Below are 13,453 nucleotides of genomic sequence, written 5' to 3'. Positions count from 1 at the left end.
CTCCTGTCGCGACGGCTTCTTCCGGCGCAGGCTTACCCGGTGAAGGAGGTCCGTCGTGTCGCTCTTGTACCTGTGGCGCCGGATCCACCTCGGCCGGAATCCGCTCGCTCGCGGCTCGGACCGGGCCGAGGCGGCGATCCTCGTCTTCGGTGTCCTGATCGCGCTGCTCGGTGTGCCGCTGGCCGCGGCGGCCGGTTCGGAGGCGTACGCGGCCATGATGGAGCGTTCGGCGGTGGAGACGGTTTCGCGGCACTCGACGACCGCGTTCCTGCTCGAGGACGCTCCGCCGGCGCGTATCGGCGTCGACGGGATGCCCTCCGCGGAGACGGCTTCGGTGGCGGCGCGGTGGACGCTGCCGGACGGGGACTTCCAGGAGGCGCGTGTCGCCGCCGATCTCGGTGCGTCGGCGGGGGACGCGGTGACCGTGTGGCTCGACGAGTCCGGCGCCGTGGTCGAGCCGCCGGTGATGCCGCTGGACGCGGCCAGCTCGGGGATCGGCGTCGGGGTCGGGGCGTGGCTGGCCGCGGTGACGCTGCTGGCGGCGGGGTATCTGCTCGCGCGATGTCTGCTGAACCGGGCGCGGTGGGCGGCCTGGGACCGGGAGTGGGAGCGGTTCGGGCAGGACTCGCGATCTTGAGGCTTGGGACACGTGTGAAGGTCGAGTCCCCTCGGCTGAGCCGTGTGAAGGGGGCTTCACGTGCGTCGGGTCGGAGGCTTGAGGTCGCTGGGGCGGCTGTGGCGATCCGGCGGTACATGAAGGCCCCTTGCTGTACTTAGGCGCAAGGAAGGGGGCCTTCATGTACCTGGGCATGGGCTTCACGCGCCTAGGGTGGCGCGTGGGGCGCCTGTGCGATCTCGCTGTCCGTGAAGGCCTCCTTGCCTACTCCGAGGGTAGGGAAGGAGGCCTTCACGGCCGTCGGCCCTCGCGGGGGGACGCAGTTGGTCGGCTAAATGCGGAGACCTGGGCCCTGACCTGCGGGTTCTCGTGAAAGTGGTAGCAAAGGTCCCTTGCTCCCACTTGATCTATGTACCTACTAGTAGGTACGGTCCAGGGTGTGGACAAGAGGGAAAAGCTCATCGAGAGCACCCGCGAGCTCCTGTGGGAGCGCGGCTACGTCGGCACCAGCCCGAAGGCGATCCAGGAGCGTTCCGGCGCCGGCCAGGGCAGCATGTACCACCACTTCCAGGGCAAATCCGAACTCGCGCTCGCCGCGATCGCCCGCAGCGCCGAAGATCTGCGCGCCAGGGCGGAGGCCGAGTTCACCGGCCCCGGCTCGGCCGTCGAGCGCCTCACCGTCTACCTGCGCCGCGAACGCGCCGTGCTCAAGGGCTGCCCGGTCGGCAGGCTCGCCCAGGATCCCGACGTGATGGCCGACGCGGAGCTGCGAAAGCCGGTCGAGGAGTTCTTCGGCTGGCTCACCGGCCGCATCGCCGAGCTGCTCGAAGAGGGTCGCGCGGCCGGCGAGCTCGACCGGTCGCTCGACCCGCTCGCCACGGCGACCGCGCTGGTCGCGACGCTGCAGGGCGGCTACATCCTCGCCCGCGCCGCGGGCTCCCCGGACGTGTTCGCGAAAGCCGTCGACGGCGCACTCGGCCTGCTCGCCACCAAGGAGAACTGACATGCCCTTCGTCCGCATCGACGCCATCGGGACCGGCAAGCTCGAAGCCCTCGGCAACGCCGTCCACGACGCGATGGTCGAAACGCTCGGCATCCCGGACGACGACCGCTTCCAGGTCCTCAATGGCCAGAGCGCCTTGAAATACGACGACTACCTGGGGATCCACCGCGACGAAGGGGTCGTGTACGTCGCGATCACCATGCGGCAGGGGCGCACCGACGAGCAGAAGAAGGCCCTCTACCGGCGGATCGCGGAGCTCGCCGAGGAGTACGCGGGAGCCGCGCCGCGGAACGTGCTCGTCACGATCACCGAGAACAATCCGGTCGACTGGTCGATCGGGAACGGCGAAGCGCAGTACGCGTGATCAGGCCGGCGCGGCGGTGAAGGCGTGCTGCTCCAGCAGCCACCACGTGTCGCGCCCGAACGACCAGGTCAGCAGCGCCAGCGCGCCCAGCGTGACCACGAAACCGGCCCAGAGCGGCAGGATCGCCGACGCGGCCACGACCAGCACGATCCCCTGGACCGCCGCGACCGTCTTGCGCGCCATGCTCGGTGGAAGCGGCGTGTTCAGCCACGGCCACAGCCTGCCCGCGACGACGAAGACGTAGCGCATCGCGCCGATCGTGAGCACCCACGGGCCCAGCGACTGCGCGACGACCACGCTCAGGATCAGGATCAGATAGGCGTCGACCTCCATGTCGAACCGCGCGCCCAGCGGCGACGCCGTCCCGGTGCGGCGCGCGACCTGGCCGTCGACGGCGTCCAGGGCGAGCGCGACCGACGCGAGGACGACCATCGCGACGATCTCCCGGCCCGCGGTGTCGACGACGAGCGCGGTCACGCAGCCGACCAGCCCGGACCGGGCGAGCGTGACGGCGTCGGCCGGGCCGAGGGAGCGCGCGGTGCTCCGGTTCAGGCCGTAGGTCAGGAATCCGCCCACGGCGAGGCCGTAGGCCGCACCGGCGAGCCAGCCCAGCGGGCCGAGCCCGGCGACGGCGTCCAGCGTCCCCAGCAGCGCCAGCTGGACGAGGACCCCCAGGAAAACTCCGGGGTTGATCACGAGGCCTCCTCGTTATGGTGGCGGTGACCCCGCTTCCAGGGTCCGACATGAGAGGACACGATGGAACGCGCCTTCTGGTTCAGTGGTTCCGGTGACGGTGAGCTCAGGCCGGTCTCGCTCCCTCCGGTCGGCGACGGCGAAGTGCTGGTCCGCACCCTGTGCACGGGCGTGAGCCGGGGCACCGAGACGCTCGTCTTCCGCGGCGAGGTCCCGCCGAGTCAGCACGCGGCCATGCGCGCGCCGTTCCAAGAAGGCGACTTCCCGGGGCCCGTGAAGTACGGATACCTCAATGTCGGCGTGGTCGAACGTGGTCCGGAAGAACTGGTCGGGCAGGTGGTCTTCTGCCTCTACCCGCACCAGACGCGTTACGTCGTCCCGGCGTCGGCCGTCACGCCGGTGCCGCCCGGGGTCCCGCCGGAGCGCGCGATCCTCGCGGGGACGATCGAGACCGCGGTCAACGCCGTCTGGGACGCCTCTCCGAAACTCGGCGACCGGATCGCCGTGGTCGGTGCCGGCATGGTCGGCAGCAGCGTCGCGAAACTGCTCTCCGGTTTCCCTGCGGCCAGGGTCCAGCTGATCGACGTCGATCCGGAGCGCGCGAAGATCGCCGAAGCGCTCGGTGTCGACTTCTCGACACCGGAGGACGCGCTGGGCGACTGTGATCTCGTCGTGCACGCGAGCGCGAGCGAAGCGGGGCTCGCGCGGTCACTGGAGCTGCTCGCGCCGGAAGGCGAGGTCATCGAGCTGAGCTGGTACGGCGACCGCCGCGTCAGTGTGCCGCTCGGCGAGAACTTCCATTCGCGACGGTTGACGATCCGCAGCAGCCAGGTCGGCATGGTCTCGCCGTCCCGGCGGCTGAACCGGGGCTACGCCGACCGCTTGGCGCTCGCTTTGCGTCTTCTCGCCGATCCAGGATTCGAAGTGCTGGTCAGCGGGGAATGTCAGTTCCGCGAACTACCGGACGTCTTGCCGCGTCTGGCCGCGAATGAACCAGGAACGCTCTGCCTCCGTGTGACCTATCAGATGGAGGACACGCGTTAAAGGCTCGATCCGGGAGGTCCGTTGTTCAGTATCACCGTCCGCGACCACGTCATGGTCGCCCACAGCTTCCGCGGCGAGGTCTTCGGCCCCGCACAGCGGCTGCACGGGGCGACCTTCCTGGTGGACGCGACGTTCCGCCGGTCCGAACTGGACGCCGACAACATCGTCGTCGACATCGGAAAGGCGACCGAAGAGCTCAAAGCGGTGCTCGCCGACCTGAACTATCGCAACCTGGACGACGTGCCCGAGTTCGCCGGGATCAACACCTCGACCGAGTTCCTCGCCAAGGTCATCGCGGACCGGATCGCCGACCGCGTCCACACGGGAGCGCTCGGCGAGGGGGCGCGCGGGCTCGAAAGCCTCACCGTCTCGCTGCACGAATCCCATATCGCGTGGGCCAGTTACGAGCGTGCGCTGTGACCGGCCTCCACGTCGTCCTGCCCAACGACATCGACGACCTGAGCGCGCCCAGCGGCGGCAACGTCTACGACCGGCGGCTGTGCGACGGCCTCTTCGCGGCGGGGATGGAGGTCCACGAGATCGCCGTGCGCGGGAACTGGCCGCGGCCCGACACCGAGGCGCGCACCGTGCTGGCGCGGAAACTCGCCGGACTGCCCGACGGTTCGGCCGTCCTGCTCGACGGGCTGGTCGCCTGCGGGGTGCCCGAGGTGATCGCGCCCGCCGCGCGGCGGCTGTCGATCGCCGTGCTGGTGCATCTCCCGCTGGCCGACGAGACGGGGCTGTCGCCTTCGCGCGCCGCCGAGCTGGACCGGCTGGAACGGGAGACGCTCACCGCGGTCGAGGCCGTGGTCGTGACCAGCGCCTGGGCGGCGCGACGGCTGATCGAGCACCACGACCTCGACCCGCACCGTGTGCATGTGGTGCCGCCCGGGGTGGACAAGGCCGAAGTCGCTTCCGGGAGCCTGGATGGCACGCGGCTGGTCTGCGTCGCCAACGTGACTCCGCGCAAAGGACAGGGCACGCTAGCGGACGCGTTGAAGTCGCTCAAAGATCTACCGTGGACCTGTGAGTGCGTCGGTGCCATTCCCCGTGAGACCCGCTACGTCGAACGCCTGCGGCGACATGCGCTCGGCGATCGATTCACCCTTGTCGGCCCGCGATCGGGCGAAGCTCTCGAAGCGACGTACGCGGCCGCGGACCTTCTCGTGCTGCCGTCACGCGCGGAGACCTACGGGATGGTCGTCACCGAGGCGCTCGCCCACGGTGTTCCCGTGCTGACGACCGCCGTCGACGCACTGCCGGACACTCTCGGCCAGGCCTCCGACGGCAGTGTGCCCGGGATGCTCGTCCCCGGCGAGGACGTCAACGCGCTGGCCGCGGCCCTCCGCAGCTGGCTCACCGAACCCGAACTGCGTGACCGGCTTCGCGCCTCCGCCCGCCTTCGCCGCGAGACGCTGACCGGCTGGGACGAGACGGCCCGCGGTGTCGCCGCCGTACTGCTGAGGGAAAGGACGGCGGCATGACCAAATACGCCCCCAGCTGGCTCCAATTGCGTGAGGACGCCGACGCCGCCGCCCGCGCGTCCGAGCTGATCGAGCCGGTGCGTGCGTTCCTGCGCGAAAAGGAAGAGGTCGTCATCCGGGATCTGGGCTGCGGCACCGGTTCGCTCGGCCGCTGGCTGGCGCTGCGGCTGCCCGGCCGCCAGCGCTGGATCCTGCACGACCGCGACCCCGATCTGCTCACCCACGCGCAGGCGCGCACCAGCCGTCCGGACCACGCTTTGGACGGCAGCGAGGTCACGGTCGTCACCGAACAGCGTGACATCACCGGGTTGCGCGCGGAGGACCTCGCCGGGACCTCGCTCGTGGCGGCGTCGGCGCTGCTCGACCTGCTCACCGCCGAGGAGCTGTCCCGGCTGGCGGAGGCCTGCGTCGAAGCGGGCTGCGCGGTCCTGTTCACGCTGAGCGTTTCGGGCCGGGTGGTGCTGTCGCCCAAGGACAAGTTCGACATCGAGATCTCCGACGCCTTCAACGCGCACCAGCGCCGGGTGACCGACGGGCGGTGGCTGCTCGGTCCCGACGCGGTGGATGTCGCGTTCGGCGTCTTCGAACGGCTCGGCGCCACCGTGCGGCGCGCTCCCAGCCCATGGCGGCTCGGGGCCGACCAGGCCGCGCTGACCGCGGAATGGCTCACCGGCTGGGTCGGCGCCGCCTGCGAACAGCGGCCGGAGCTGGCGGCGGACGGGGACGCCTACCTGCGGTGGCGGCTCGCGCAGTGCGCGGCCGGCGAGCTGGACGCGGTGATCCAGCACGAGGATCTGCTGGTGGTGCCCGCGTGAAACGGTTCTGGCCGTGGCTGCGGATCCTCGGCGCGCTCGGCATCCTCGGGGCGCTCGTCTGGCAACTGGGCACCGGCGCGTTCCTGGCCGGGCTGCGCGAGGTCGACGCGGGCGGGATCGCCGCCGCGCTCGGGATCGGTTTCGCCACCACGGTTTTCAGCGCCTGGCGCTGGTGCCTGGTCGCGCGGCGGCTCAGCCTGCGGTTGTCGCTGCCGAGCGCGGTCGGCGAGTACTACCGCGCGTTGTTCCTCAACGGTGTCCTGCCGGCGGGCGTCCTCGGCGACGTCGACCGGGCCGTGCAGCACGGCCGCGAAACCGGTGACGTCCCGCGCGGCGTCCGCGCGGTGGTGCTGGAGCGCACGGCCGGGCAGATCGCGGTCATCGGCGCTTCGGTCGCCGTCGTGCTCAGCGCGCCTTCCGTGGTGCCCCCGCCGATCGACGGAGTCGTCACGGGCGCCGGGATCGTCGTGCTCGCCCTCGCGCTCACCCTGATCGTCACCGGGATGACGGCCGGGAAACGGTGGATCCACAGTGGATCGAAGTGGCGCCGCGGCTTCGCCGTCACCCTCGCCGACGTCCGGCTCGGTCTGCTGACCAAGGAGACCTGGCCCGGGGTGAGCCTGCTTTCGGCCGCAACCCTGGCCGGGCATCTCGCGCTGTTCGTCGTCGCCGCGCGCGCGGCCGGGGTCACCGCGCCGGCCGTCGACCTGCTGCCGTTGATGATCCTCGCCCTGCTCGCGATGGGCCTGCCGCTGAACATCGGCGGCTGGGGCCCGCGCGAAGGGGTCTGCGCGCTGCTGTTCGGCGCGGCGGGGCTCGGTTCGGCGCAGGGCGTCACCGTGGCCGTCGTCTACGGCGTGCTCGCGCTCTTCTCCAGCCTTCCCGGTGCGGGCGTCCTGCTCGTGCGTTCCGTCAGGAGTCACCGAACAGAGGAGAAACCCGATGACCGTAGAGCGGGTCGTGGAGACCAGGCTGCCCACCCGATACGGCGTCTTCCGCGCGTATGGGTATCTGGACGCCGACGGCACCGAACAGATGGCGCTGGTGCACGGCGACATCGCGACCTCCGGCCCGCTGGCGCGGGTCCATTCGGAGTGCCTCACCGGTGACGTCTTCAGCTCGATGCACTGCGAATGCGGCGACCAGCTGGCCGCCGCGCTGCAGGCGATCGTGGACGAGGGGGCCGGGGTCCTCGTGTACGCCCAAGGACACGAAGGGCGCGGGATCGGCCTGCTCGCGAAGCTGAAGGCGATGCGGCTACAGGACGAAGGGCTCGACACCGTCGAAGCGAACATCGCGCTGGGCCTGCCGGTGGACGCGCGCGACTACCGTGCCGCGGCGGAGATCCTGAACGACCTCGGGGTGCGGTCCGTGCGGTTGCTGTCCAACAACCCGGCGAAGGTCGACCAGCTGAAACGGCACGGGGTGCGGATCAGCGAACGGGTGCCGCTGCTGGTCACGCCGAACGACGAGAACCTGCGGTACCTGCGGACGAAACAGGAGCGGATGCACCACTTCCTGCCGCATCTGGACCTGATCGAGTCAGCCGAGAGCGGCCAGGGTGTCCCCGAAGCTCTCCACCAGTGACTCCAGCACCAGCCGTCCCTTCTCCGCCGTCGCCAGCGAAGGCCGCCCGACGACCCCGGATTCCGAATACGGGCGCAGGCCCACCGTGAGCAGGTGCCGCCTGTCGTCGGCGAGGTGATCCGCCTCGGGGAAACCGGGCCGGACCAGCGAGGGGTGCGCGTGCAGCAGTAGGGAGGTCTCCAGCTCCCCGGCGTGCATGTCGCTGTCCAGTGACGTCTCCAGCCCGGCCGCGTCGTGCGCCGCCTGCCAGCCTTCGACACCGGGGAAGAGCGCCATCGGCGACGTCGACTCCTGGACCACGTTGGACAGCACGTAGTTGCCGCCGTGCGCGTTCACCAGCACCAGTTTCGGCACGCCGGAACGGTGCAGGGAGGCCGCGACGTCGTTCACCACGGCGTACAGGGTCGCGGCCGAAACGCTGACCGTGCCCGCCCAGTCCGCGTGTTCGTGCGAGCAGCCGATGGTGATCGGCGGGAGCCGCAATACCGGGTACGCCGCGGCGATGGCGCCGGCGATCGTCGTCGCGATCAGGGCGTCGGTGGCGAGCGGGAGATGCGCGCCGTGCTGTTCGAAACTGCCGACGGGCAGCACCGCGACCTCGGCGCCGCGGGCGCTTTCGTCGGCCGTCGTGGCCGTCGGGAACAGGTCCATTCCGGCTACGGTACCCATATGACCGACCACGCCGCATTGTTGTCCGTCGCCAGCGAGGCCGTTGCCAAGGCGACCGGGATCATCCGCTCGATGACGTCGTTTTCCGTTGCCGCCAAAGGTGATCGCGATATGGTGACCGACGTCGACCTCGCCGTCGAGGACGCCGTCCGCGAGTTCCTGGCCAGCGAGACGCCGGAGATCGGCATCCTCGGCGAGGAACGCGGGCACGAGGGCGACAAGGACCTCTGGTGGGCGCTCGACCCGGTCGACGGCACGGCGAATTTCGCGCGCGGCATCCCGCTGTGCGGCGTTTCGCTCGGGCTCGTGGACGGTCTCAAGAGCACGGTCGCGGCGATCTCATTGCCGTTCCTCGACGTCACGTACACCGCTGTCGAGGGGCAAGGCGCGTACGCGGGCGAAGAGCGTCTCGGGGCGTCGACGGCGACGGAGCTGTCCGACGCGATCGTGAGTATCGGCGACTTCGCGCTCGGCGAGGGCGCGGAGGCCAAGAACCGCGTCCGGATGGCGCTGCTGGCGGAACTCGGCGGCCGCGTGCAGCGGGTCCGCTTCCTCGGCTCCGCGGCGATCGACCTGGCCTGGGTCGCGGACGGCAAACTCGACGCGAGCGTCATCCTCTCCAACCAGCCGTGGGACACGATGGCGGGTGTCCTGCTGGTACGGGAGGCCGGGGGAGTGGTCGTCGACACCGACGGCGGCGACCACACGGTGCGTTCGGCGGCCACCATCGCGGTCGGTGCCGGGCTGCGTGACGAGATCGTCGCCGCGATGGCGCGCGCGGCGGGCTGAACTTCGTCACGCGGGAATTGAACCGGACGGGCGCCGCATCCGTGTCTACCGGTAAGGCGCCCGCATCTGGAGGTAACCGTGTTCACCTCGAATGTCCGCGTGACCGAACCGGTCGTCTTCGTCCTGCCGGGTGAGACCGAGGACGTCAGCGGTGAATACGACCGCCGGATGTGCCAGAACCTCCCGGCCACCGGTCTTCCGCTGCTGGAACTGCCGATCGCGGGCGAATGGCCGATGCCGGGTCCGCTGTCCCGGTCGAGACTGGCCCGTTCGCTCGCCGCGCTGCCCGACGACACCGTCGTCCTGATCGACGGCACGGTCGCCTGCGGGGTACCGGAGATCGTGGTCCCGCACGCGCGGCGGCTGCGGCTGGCCGTCCTGGTCCACCGGCCGCTCGCCGACGACCCCGCGCTCGATCCGGCGCAGGCCGCCGAACTCGATGCGTGCGAACGGGAAACCCTGCGACTGACGGGGATGATCGTCGCCACCGGGCCGTGGCTCGCGCGGCAGCTGATCGACCGGCACGAACTCGACCCGACACGGGTCTACGTCGCGACACCCGGCACGGACGCGGCGCCGCTCGCCGCCGGGGCCGACGGCGTCTCCCGGCTGCTGTGTCTCGCCCCCATGACCGCGCGCCACGGCCAGGACGTGCTCATCCGCGCGCTTTCGATGGTCGACGAACTGGCGTTCAAATGCGTGTTCGCCGGTGCGACACAGCACGATCCCGCGTATGTCGACGAGCTGCGCTGGACGGTCGAACGGCTCGGGCTCGGTTCCCGGATCAGCCTCATCCAGCCGCCGGACGACCTCGACCTGGTCTACGACGGCGCGGATCTGCTCGTGCTGCCCGCACGCGGCGGCACGTCCGGGCTGGTCGTCGCCGAGGCGCTCGCGCGCGGGATCCCCGTGGTGACCACCGAAACCGCCGGCGCGCACGACGCGCTCGGCACGGCGCCCGGCGGCGGCGTCCCCGGCATGCTGGTACCGCCGAACAACCCCTCGGCGCTCGCGGCGGCGTTGCTGCGCTGGTCGCTCGACGCCGAGCTCCGCCATTCCCTGCGGACGTCGGCGCTCGCGCGCAGCAGCGTCCTGGAGGAATGGGACGTCGCCGCGGGCAGGCTCACCGACGCCCTTTCGCGGTTGCAGGCGGCGCCGCGTCAGCCCGTTTGATCATCGCCCGGAAGCAGCTATCGGGCGAGGCACGGGCTCGCTTGACTTGGCGGCATGCGAATCGTCGATCTTGCGTCCCGCCCCGATCTCCTCGATGCCGCGCTGAACCTCGGCGACGTCGGCGGTGAGTTCATCTACGCCGGGTTCAGCGGCAAGATGATCACGCCCGAACGGTTCTTGCGCCACTGGTCCCGGTACTTCCTGATCGCGCTGGACGACGACGGCGAACCGATCGCGCGGGCGCTGTCGGTCCCGCTGACCTATCCGGCCGCGGACCGCCGCGAACTGCCGGCACACGGCTGGGACGAGGCGATCCAGTGGGCCGCGCAGGATCTCATGGACGGCCGGGCGCCGGACACCCTTTGCGCTCTCGAAGTCGTTGTGGCGCCACGGATGCGTGGGACGGGCCTGTCCACGCCGATGCTGAAGGCGCTGAAGGCGCGGGCGGCCGAGACGGGGCTGAAGCGGCTGATCGTCTCCGTGCGCCCGATCGGCAAGGAGGACGAACCCGATGTGCCGATGGAGGAGTACGCCGTCCGGCGGCGTGAGGACGGGCTGTTCGCCGACCGCTGGCTGCGCACCCACGAACGGCTCGGCGCGCGGATGATCAAGGTGTGCCCGTTCGCGGTGACGATCTCGGGCTCGATCGCGGACTGGCACGAGTGGACCGGCGTCAAACTCGCCGACGGCGACAACGTGATCCCCGGCGGGATCGCGCCGGTGCACGCGAACGTCGAGCGGGACTGCGGGGTGTACGTGGAGGCGAACGTGTGGATGGAGCATCCGTTCTGAGTGGTGGTCGCGGGGATGGTTGCGAAAGTGGCTTTCGCAACCCTCGGTGGGCAGGGGCAGCCGGGGGCTGCGGCCTGGTGCGGGTGCCGGGTCGCGGTGGGCGCTCGTTCACGACCGGGCGCGCCGCGAGGGTGTCGCGAAAGCCACTTTCGGGACATCAGGCGTCGCGAAAGTGGCTTTCGCGACGCCTGCGAGGCCGTCGGTCAGGCAGTGCACACGGCAATGCCCGTCGTCGGCCGTGCGTGTTCCGTGTCGTCCGGGCTTGGTTACCCAGTGGATTCTGGCTGNGTCGCGAAAGCCACTTTCGGGACATCAGGCGTCGCGAAAGTGGCTTTCGCGACACGCTCCGGACGGGAGGGCCGGCGCCGCGACACTCCGCGCCTGGGCCATTCCTCGCGATTTCCGTCGCGATCGTCGCACCGGCCGCACCCGGCCCCGGCCGTGCCGCACAGTAAGGCCATGGGTATTTCGCGAGTCGGTTTCGCCGGGCTGGGCAGTATGGGCGAGCCGATGGCACTGAACCTGGCGCGGGCCGGAATCCCGTTGCTCGTCTGGAATCGCACCCCCGGTAAAGCAGTGGCCGAGGCGGCCGAGGACGTCGCCGAGCTCTTCGCGCGGTGCGACGTCGTGATCCTGATGCTCAAGGACGCGGACGCCGTCGACGCCGTGCTCGATCGCGGCGGGCCCGCGTTCGGCGGCCGGGTGGCGGGCCGCACGATCGTCCACATGGGAACGACGGCGCCGGGCCACTCCCGCGAACTCGAGGCGGAACTCCTCGCGGCCGGGGCGAAGTACGTGGAGGCGCCGGTCTCCGGCTCGCGGATCCCGGCGGAGGCGGGTGATCTGGTCGCGATGCTCGCAGGGGATCCCGCCACGATCGAGGAGGTCCGCGAGCTGTTCGCGCCGATGTGCCGGGAAACCGTGCACTGCGGGCCGGTGCCCAACGGGCTCTTGATGAAGCTGGCGGTCAACGTGCACCTGACCGCCGTCGTGACCAGCCTGGCCGAGACCGTGCGTTTCGCCCGGGCTCACGAACTCGACCTCGCCCTGCTGGCCGGCGTTCTCGGCGCGGGGCAGCTGGCCAGCCCGATCCTGCGGGTCAAGGCGCCCAAACTCGTCGAGGAGGATTTCGCGCCGCAGGCCTCGATCGCGAACGTGCTGGCCAACGTCGAGCTGATCGCGGCCGCGGCGAGGGAGGCAGGGCTCGACTTACCGCTGATCGAGGCGTCCCGCGCGCTCTACGCCGAGACCGCGCGGCTCGGTTTCGGTGCGGAGGACATGGTCGCCGTGATCAGGGCGCTCAACGCCCGGCCGCATTCAGAGGACGAAATGCGGTAGTTGCGTGTGCAAGTACCGCATCCAGAGGACTGAATGCGGGCAGAGGTCAGCCGCGCAGGGCCGAGGCGATCCGGCCGGCAGCGGCGAAGGACTCTTCCTCCGGCTCGCCGAGCAGCGGGAGCAGGATGACGGACTCGGTCCCGGCCGCGTACAGCGCGCCGACCTGCTCGGCGCAGCGGTCGAGCGGCCCGCTGATGCTCAGCCGGTCGATCCACTCGGGCCGCAGCCGCCGCGCCAGTTCCGCCCGGTCGCCGTTCACGGCGGCGACCTCGGCCAGCAGTTCGGCGCCGAAGTCCAGCGGTTCCAGCGCCGGGCCCGAGTTCGGCCCGATCGCGGAAGCGACGTCGGCCCGGGCGCGCTCGCGGGCCCGTTCGGGATCGGCGTCGAGGGCGAGCCAGTTGTAGGTGGCGATCGTATGGCCGTCGACACCGATGAGGTCGCGCGTCGCGCGGACGTACTCCGGCGTCGCCGGTTCGGCGAGGAGCGTCCCGTCGGCGACCCGCCCCGCCGCCGCGAGCGACTTCGGCCCGCGGACACCGGCGATGAGCTTCGGCGGCAGCGCGGGCGGGAACTCCAGCTCGACCTCGTCGAGCCGGACGTGCTTGCCCTCGAAGGAAACCCGCTCACCGGCCAGCAGACGGCGGATCACCGTCAGCGTCTCCTCGAAGGCCGCCAGCGCCGACTTCGGCCACGCGTCGATCTGCCGCATCCAGCTCGGCACCCCGTGCCCGAAGCCGGCGATCAGCCGTCCCGGGTACAGCTCCGCCAGCGCCGCGATCTCCATCGCCGCGATGGCCGGGTTCCGCGCCACGGCGGGCATGATGCCGATGCCGAGGGTGATCTTCTCGGTCGCCGCCAGCACCGCCGACGCCGTCGCGATCCCACCGGCGTAGAAGCAGTCCTCGACGATCCAGACCTCGTCCAGGCCTTCCTGTTCCGCGCGCTGGGCCAAACTCTTCAGCCGGGCGGCGGGCAGTTCGCGCGGGATCCTGACTCCGAGCCGTGACACCAAGATGATCATCTCCTGAGCCGGGAACCGATCTTTCCCGACTACAGCACTCCGCGCTCCGGTGCCGCAACCGATTA

At 70.7% G+C, this 13,453-nt stretch carries 15 protein-coding genes and 1 pseudogene; 13 read left to right on the top strand and 3 right to left on the bottom strand.

Translation table 11 applies throughout. From position 1 onward, the window contains the following. The first annotated feature begins 55 nt into the window (after nucleotides 1-55). The 3 genes from ACXIZN_RS26695 (at nucleotide 56) to ACXIZN_RS26685 (ending at nucleotide 1,983) form a co-directional block, all read left to right on the top strand. A complete protein-coding gene (locus ACXIZN_RS26695) occupies nucleotides 56-637 on the top strand; it encodes an Rv1733c family protein (RefSeq protein WP_457957631.1) in 582 nt (193 codons plus the stop codon). Between the two features lie 418 nt (nucleotides 638-1,055). Beyond that, a complete protein-coding gene (locus ACXIZN_RS26690) occupies nucleotides 1,056-1,619 on the top strand; it encodes a TetR/AcrR family transcriptional regulator (RefSeq protein WP_457957630.1) in 564 nt (187 codons plus the stop codon). 1 nt (nucleotide 1,620) lies between these two features. Next, on the top strand, nucleotides 1,621-1,983 hold the full coding sequence (locus tag ACXIZN_RS26685; protein ID WP_457957628.1) for a tautomerase family protein: 363 nt from the start codon (nucleotides 1,621-1,623) through the stop codon (nucleotides 1,981-1,983). Here the strand turns inward: ACXIZN_RS26685 and ACXIZN_RS26680 are convergent, their stop codons facing one another. Continuing rightward, the gene (locus tag ACXIZN_RS26680; RefSeq protein WP_457957627.1) at nucleotides 1,984-2,679 is read right to left on the bottom strand and encodes a CDP-alcohol phosphatidyltransferase family protein; all 696 of its coding nucleotides are present in this window, start codon (nucleotides 2,677-2,679) and stop codon (nucleotides 1,984-1,986) included. Nucleotides 2,680-2,739: 60 nt separating this feature from the next. On the opposite strand from ACXIZN_RS26680, the gene ACXIZN_RS26675 reads away from it, so the two are divergent. The 6 genes and pseudogenes from ACXIZN_RS26675 to ribA all read left to right on the top strand — a co-directional run. Further along, nucleotides 2,740-3,720 (top strand): zinc-dependent alcohol dehydrogenase, encoded by a 981-nt coding sequence (locus tag ACXIZN_RS26675; protein ID WP_457957625.1) that lies wholly within the window; start codon nucleotides 2,740-2,742, stop codon nucleotides 3,718-3,720. Between the two features lie 21 nt (nucleotides 3,721-3,741). Continuing rightward, entirely contained in the window at nucleotides 3,742-4,140 is a 399-nt protein-coding gene (locus tag ACXIZN_RS26670; protein ID WP_457957623.1) for a 6-pyruvoyl trahydropterin synthase family protein, read from the top strand. Continuing rightward, entirely contained in the window at nucleotides 4,137-5,204 is a 1,068-nt protein-coding gene (locus ACXIZN_RS26665; RefSeq protein WP_457957621.1) for a glycosyltransferase family 4 protein, read from the top strand. Before ACXIZN_RS26670 ends, ACXIZN_RS26665 begins: the two co-directional genes overlap by 4 nt. Then, nucleotides 5,201-6,019, top strand: coding sequence for a methyltransferase domain-containing protein (locus ACXIZN_RS26660; RefSeq protein ID WP_457957619.1), 819 nt, complete (start codon nucleotides 5,201-5,203; stop codon nucleotides 6,017-6,019). The genes ACXIZN_RS26665 and ACXIZN_RS26660 overlap by 4 nt, the downstream gene beginning before the upstream one ends. After that, complete coding sequence (locus ACXIZN_RS26655) at nucleotides 6,016-7,128, top strand: lysylphosphatidylglycerol synthase transmembrane domain-containing protein (protein WP_457957617.1); 1,113 nt, start codon at nucleotides 6,016-6,018, stop codon at nucleotides 7,126-7,128. Before ACXIZN_RS26660 ends, ACXIZN_RS26655 begins: the two co-directional genes overlap by 4 nt. Continuing rightward, nucleotides 7,022-7,606: pseudogene (gene ribA / locus ACXIZN_RS26650) on the top strand (GTP cyclohydrolase II); the annotation flags it as partial. The gene ACXIZN_RS26655 and the pseudogene ribA, both read left to right, overlap by 107 nt. Here ribA and ACXIZN_RS26645 read toward each other — a convergent pair. Next, nucleotides 7,562-8,257, bottom strand: coding sequence for a creatininase family protein (locus ACXIZN_RS26645; protein WP_457957615.1), 696 nt, complete (start codon nucleotides 8,255-8,257; stop codon nucleotides 7,562-7,564). The pseudogene ribA and the gene ACXIZN_RS26645 sit on opposite strands and share 45 nt — an antisense overlap. Nucleotides 8,258-8,275: 18 nt before the next feature. Between ACXIZN_RS26645 and ACXIZN_RS26640 the strand changes: the two genes are divergently transcribed. The 4 genes from ACXIZN_RS26640 to ACXIZN_RS26625 all read left to right on the top strand — a co-directional run bounded on the left by ACXIZN_RS26640 (nucleotide 8,276) and on the right by ACXIZN_RS26625 (nucleotide 12,367). Further along, on the top strand, nucleotides 8,276-9,064 hold the full coding sequence (locus tag ACXIZN_RS26640) for an inositol monophosphatase family protein (RefSeq protein ID WP_457957614.1): 789 nt from the start codon (nucleotides 8,276-8,278) through the stop codon (nucleotides 9,062-9,064). A gap of 78 nt (nucleotides 9,065-9,142) precedes the next feature. Beyond that, nucleotides 9,143-10,237: a glycosyltransferase family 4 protein gene (locus tag ACXIZN_RS26635; RefSeq protein ID WP_457957613.1), complete on the top strand. Its 1,095-nt coding sequence runs from the start codon at nucleotides 9,143-9,145 to the stop codon at nucleotides 10,235-10,237. A 54-nt stretch (nucleotides 10,238-10,291) separates the two neighbouring features. Further along, on the top strand, nucleotides 10,292-11,029 hold the full coding sequence (locus ACXIZN_RS26630; protein ID WP_457957612.1) for a GNAT family N-acetyltransferase: 738 nt from the start codon (nucleotides 10,292-10,294) through the stop codon (nucleotides 11,027-11,029). A gap of 459 nt (nucleotides 11,030-11,488) precedes the next feature. Further along, nucleotides 11,489-12,367, top strand: a complete 879-nt coding sequence (locus tag ACXIZN_RS26625; RefSeq protein ID WP_457957610.1) for an NAD(P)-dependent oxidoreductase — start codon at nucleotides 11,489-11,491, stop codon at nucleotides 12,365-12,367. Between the two features lie 46 nt (nucleotides 12,368-12,413). Here the strand turns inward: ACXIZN_RS26625 and ACXIZN_RS26620 are convergent, their stop codons facing one another. Then, a complete protein-coding gene (locus ACXIZN_RS26620; RefSeq protein ID WP_457957609.1) occupies nucleotides 12,414-13,388 on the bottom strand; it encodes an LLM class flavin-dependent oxidoreductase in 975 nt (324 codons plus the stop codon). Between the last annotated feature and the right edge of the window lie 65 nt (nucleotides 13,389-13,453).

The organism is Amycolatopsis sp. TRM77291 (assembly GCF_054166285.1).
Note: the sequence above shows the minus strand (reverse complement) of the source record. Positions and strands in the feature narration are given on the sequence as shown.

Coding starts and splice junctions, on each gene's coding strand:
- ACXIZN_RS26675 (WP_457957625.1), top strand. CDS start 2,740: ATGGAACGCGCCTTCTGGTTCAGTGGTTCCGGTGACGGTGAGCTCAGG.
- ACXIZN_RS26660 (WP_457957619.1), top strand. CDS start 5,201: ATGACCAAATACGCCCCCAGCTGGCTCCAATTGCGTGAGGACGCCGAC.
- ACXIZN_RS26620 (WP_457957609.1), bottom strand. CDS start 13,388: ATGATCATCTTGGTGTCACGGCTCGGAGTCAGGATCCCGCGCGAACTG.
- ACXIZN_RS26625 (WP_457957610.1), top strand. CDS start 11,489: ATGGGTATTTCGCGAGTCGGTTTCGCCGGGCTGGGCAGTATGGGCGAG.
- ACXIZN_RS26645 (WP_457957615.1), bottom strand. CDS start 8,257: ATGGACCTGTTCCCGACGGCCACGACGGCCGACGAAAGCGCCCGCGGC.
- ACXIZN_RS26685 (WP_457957628.1), top strand. CDS start 1,621: ATGCCCTTCGTCCGCATCGACGCCATCGGGACCGGCAAGCTCGAAGCC.
- ACXIZN_RS26640 (WP_457957614.1), top strand. CDS start 8,276: ATGACCGACCACGCCGCATTGTTGTCCGTCGCCAGCGAGGCCGTTGCC.
- ACXIZN_RS26630 (WP_457957612.1), top strand. CDS start 10,292: ATGCGAATCGTCGATCTTGCGTCCCGCCCCGATCTCCTCGATGCCGCG.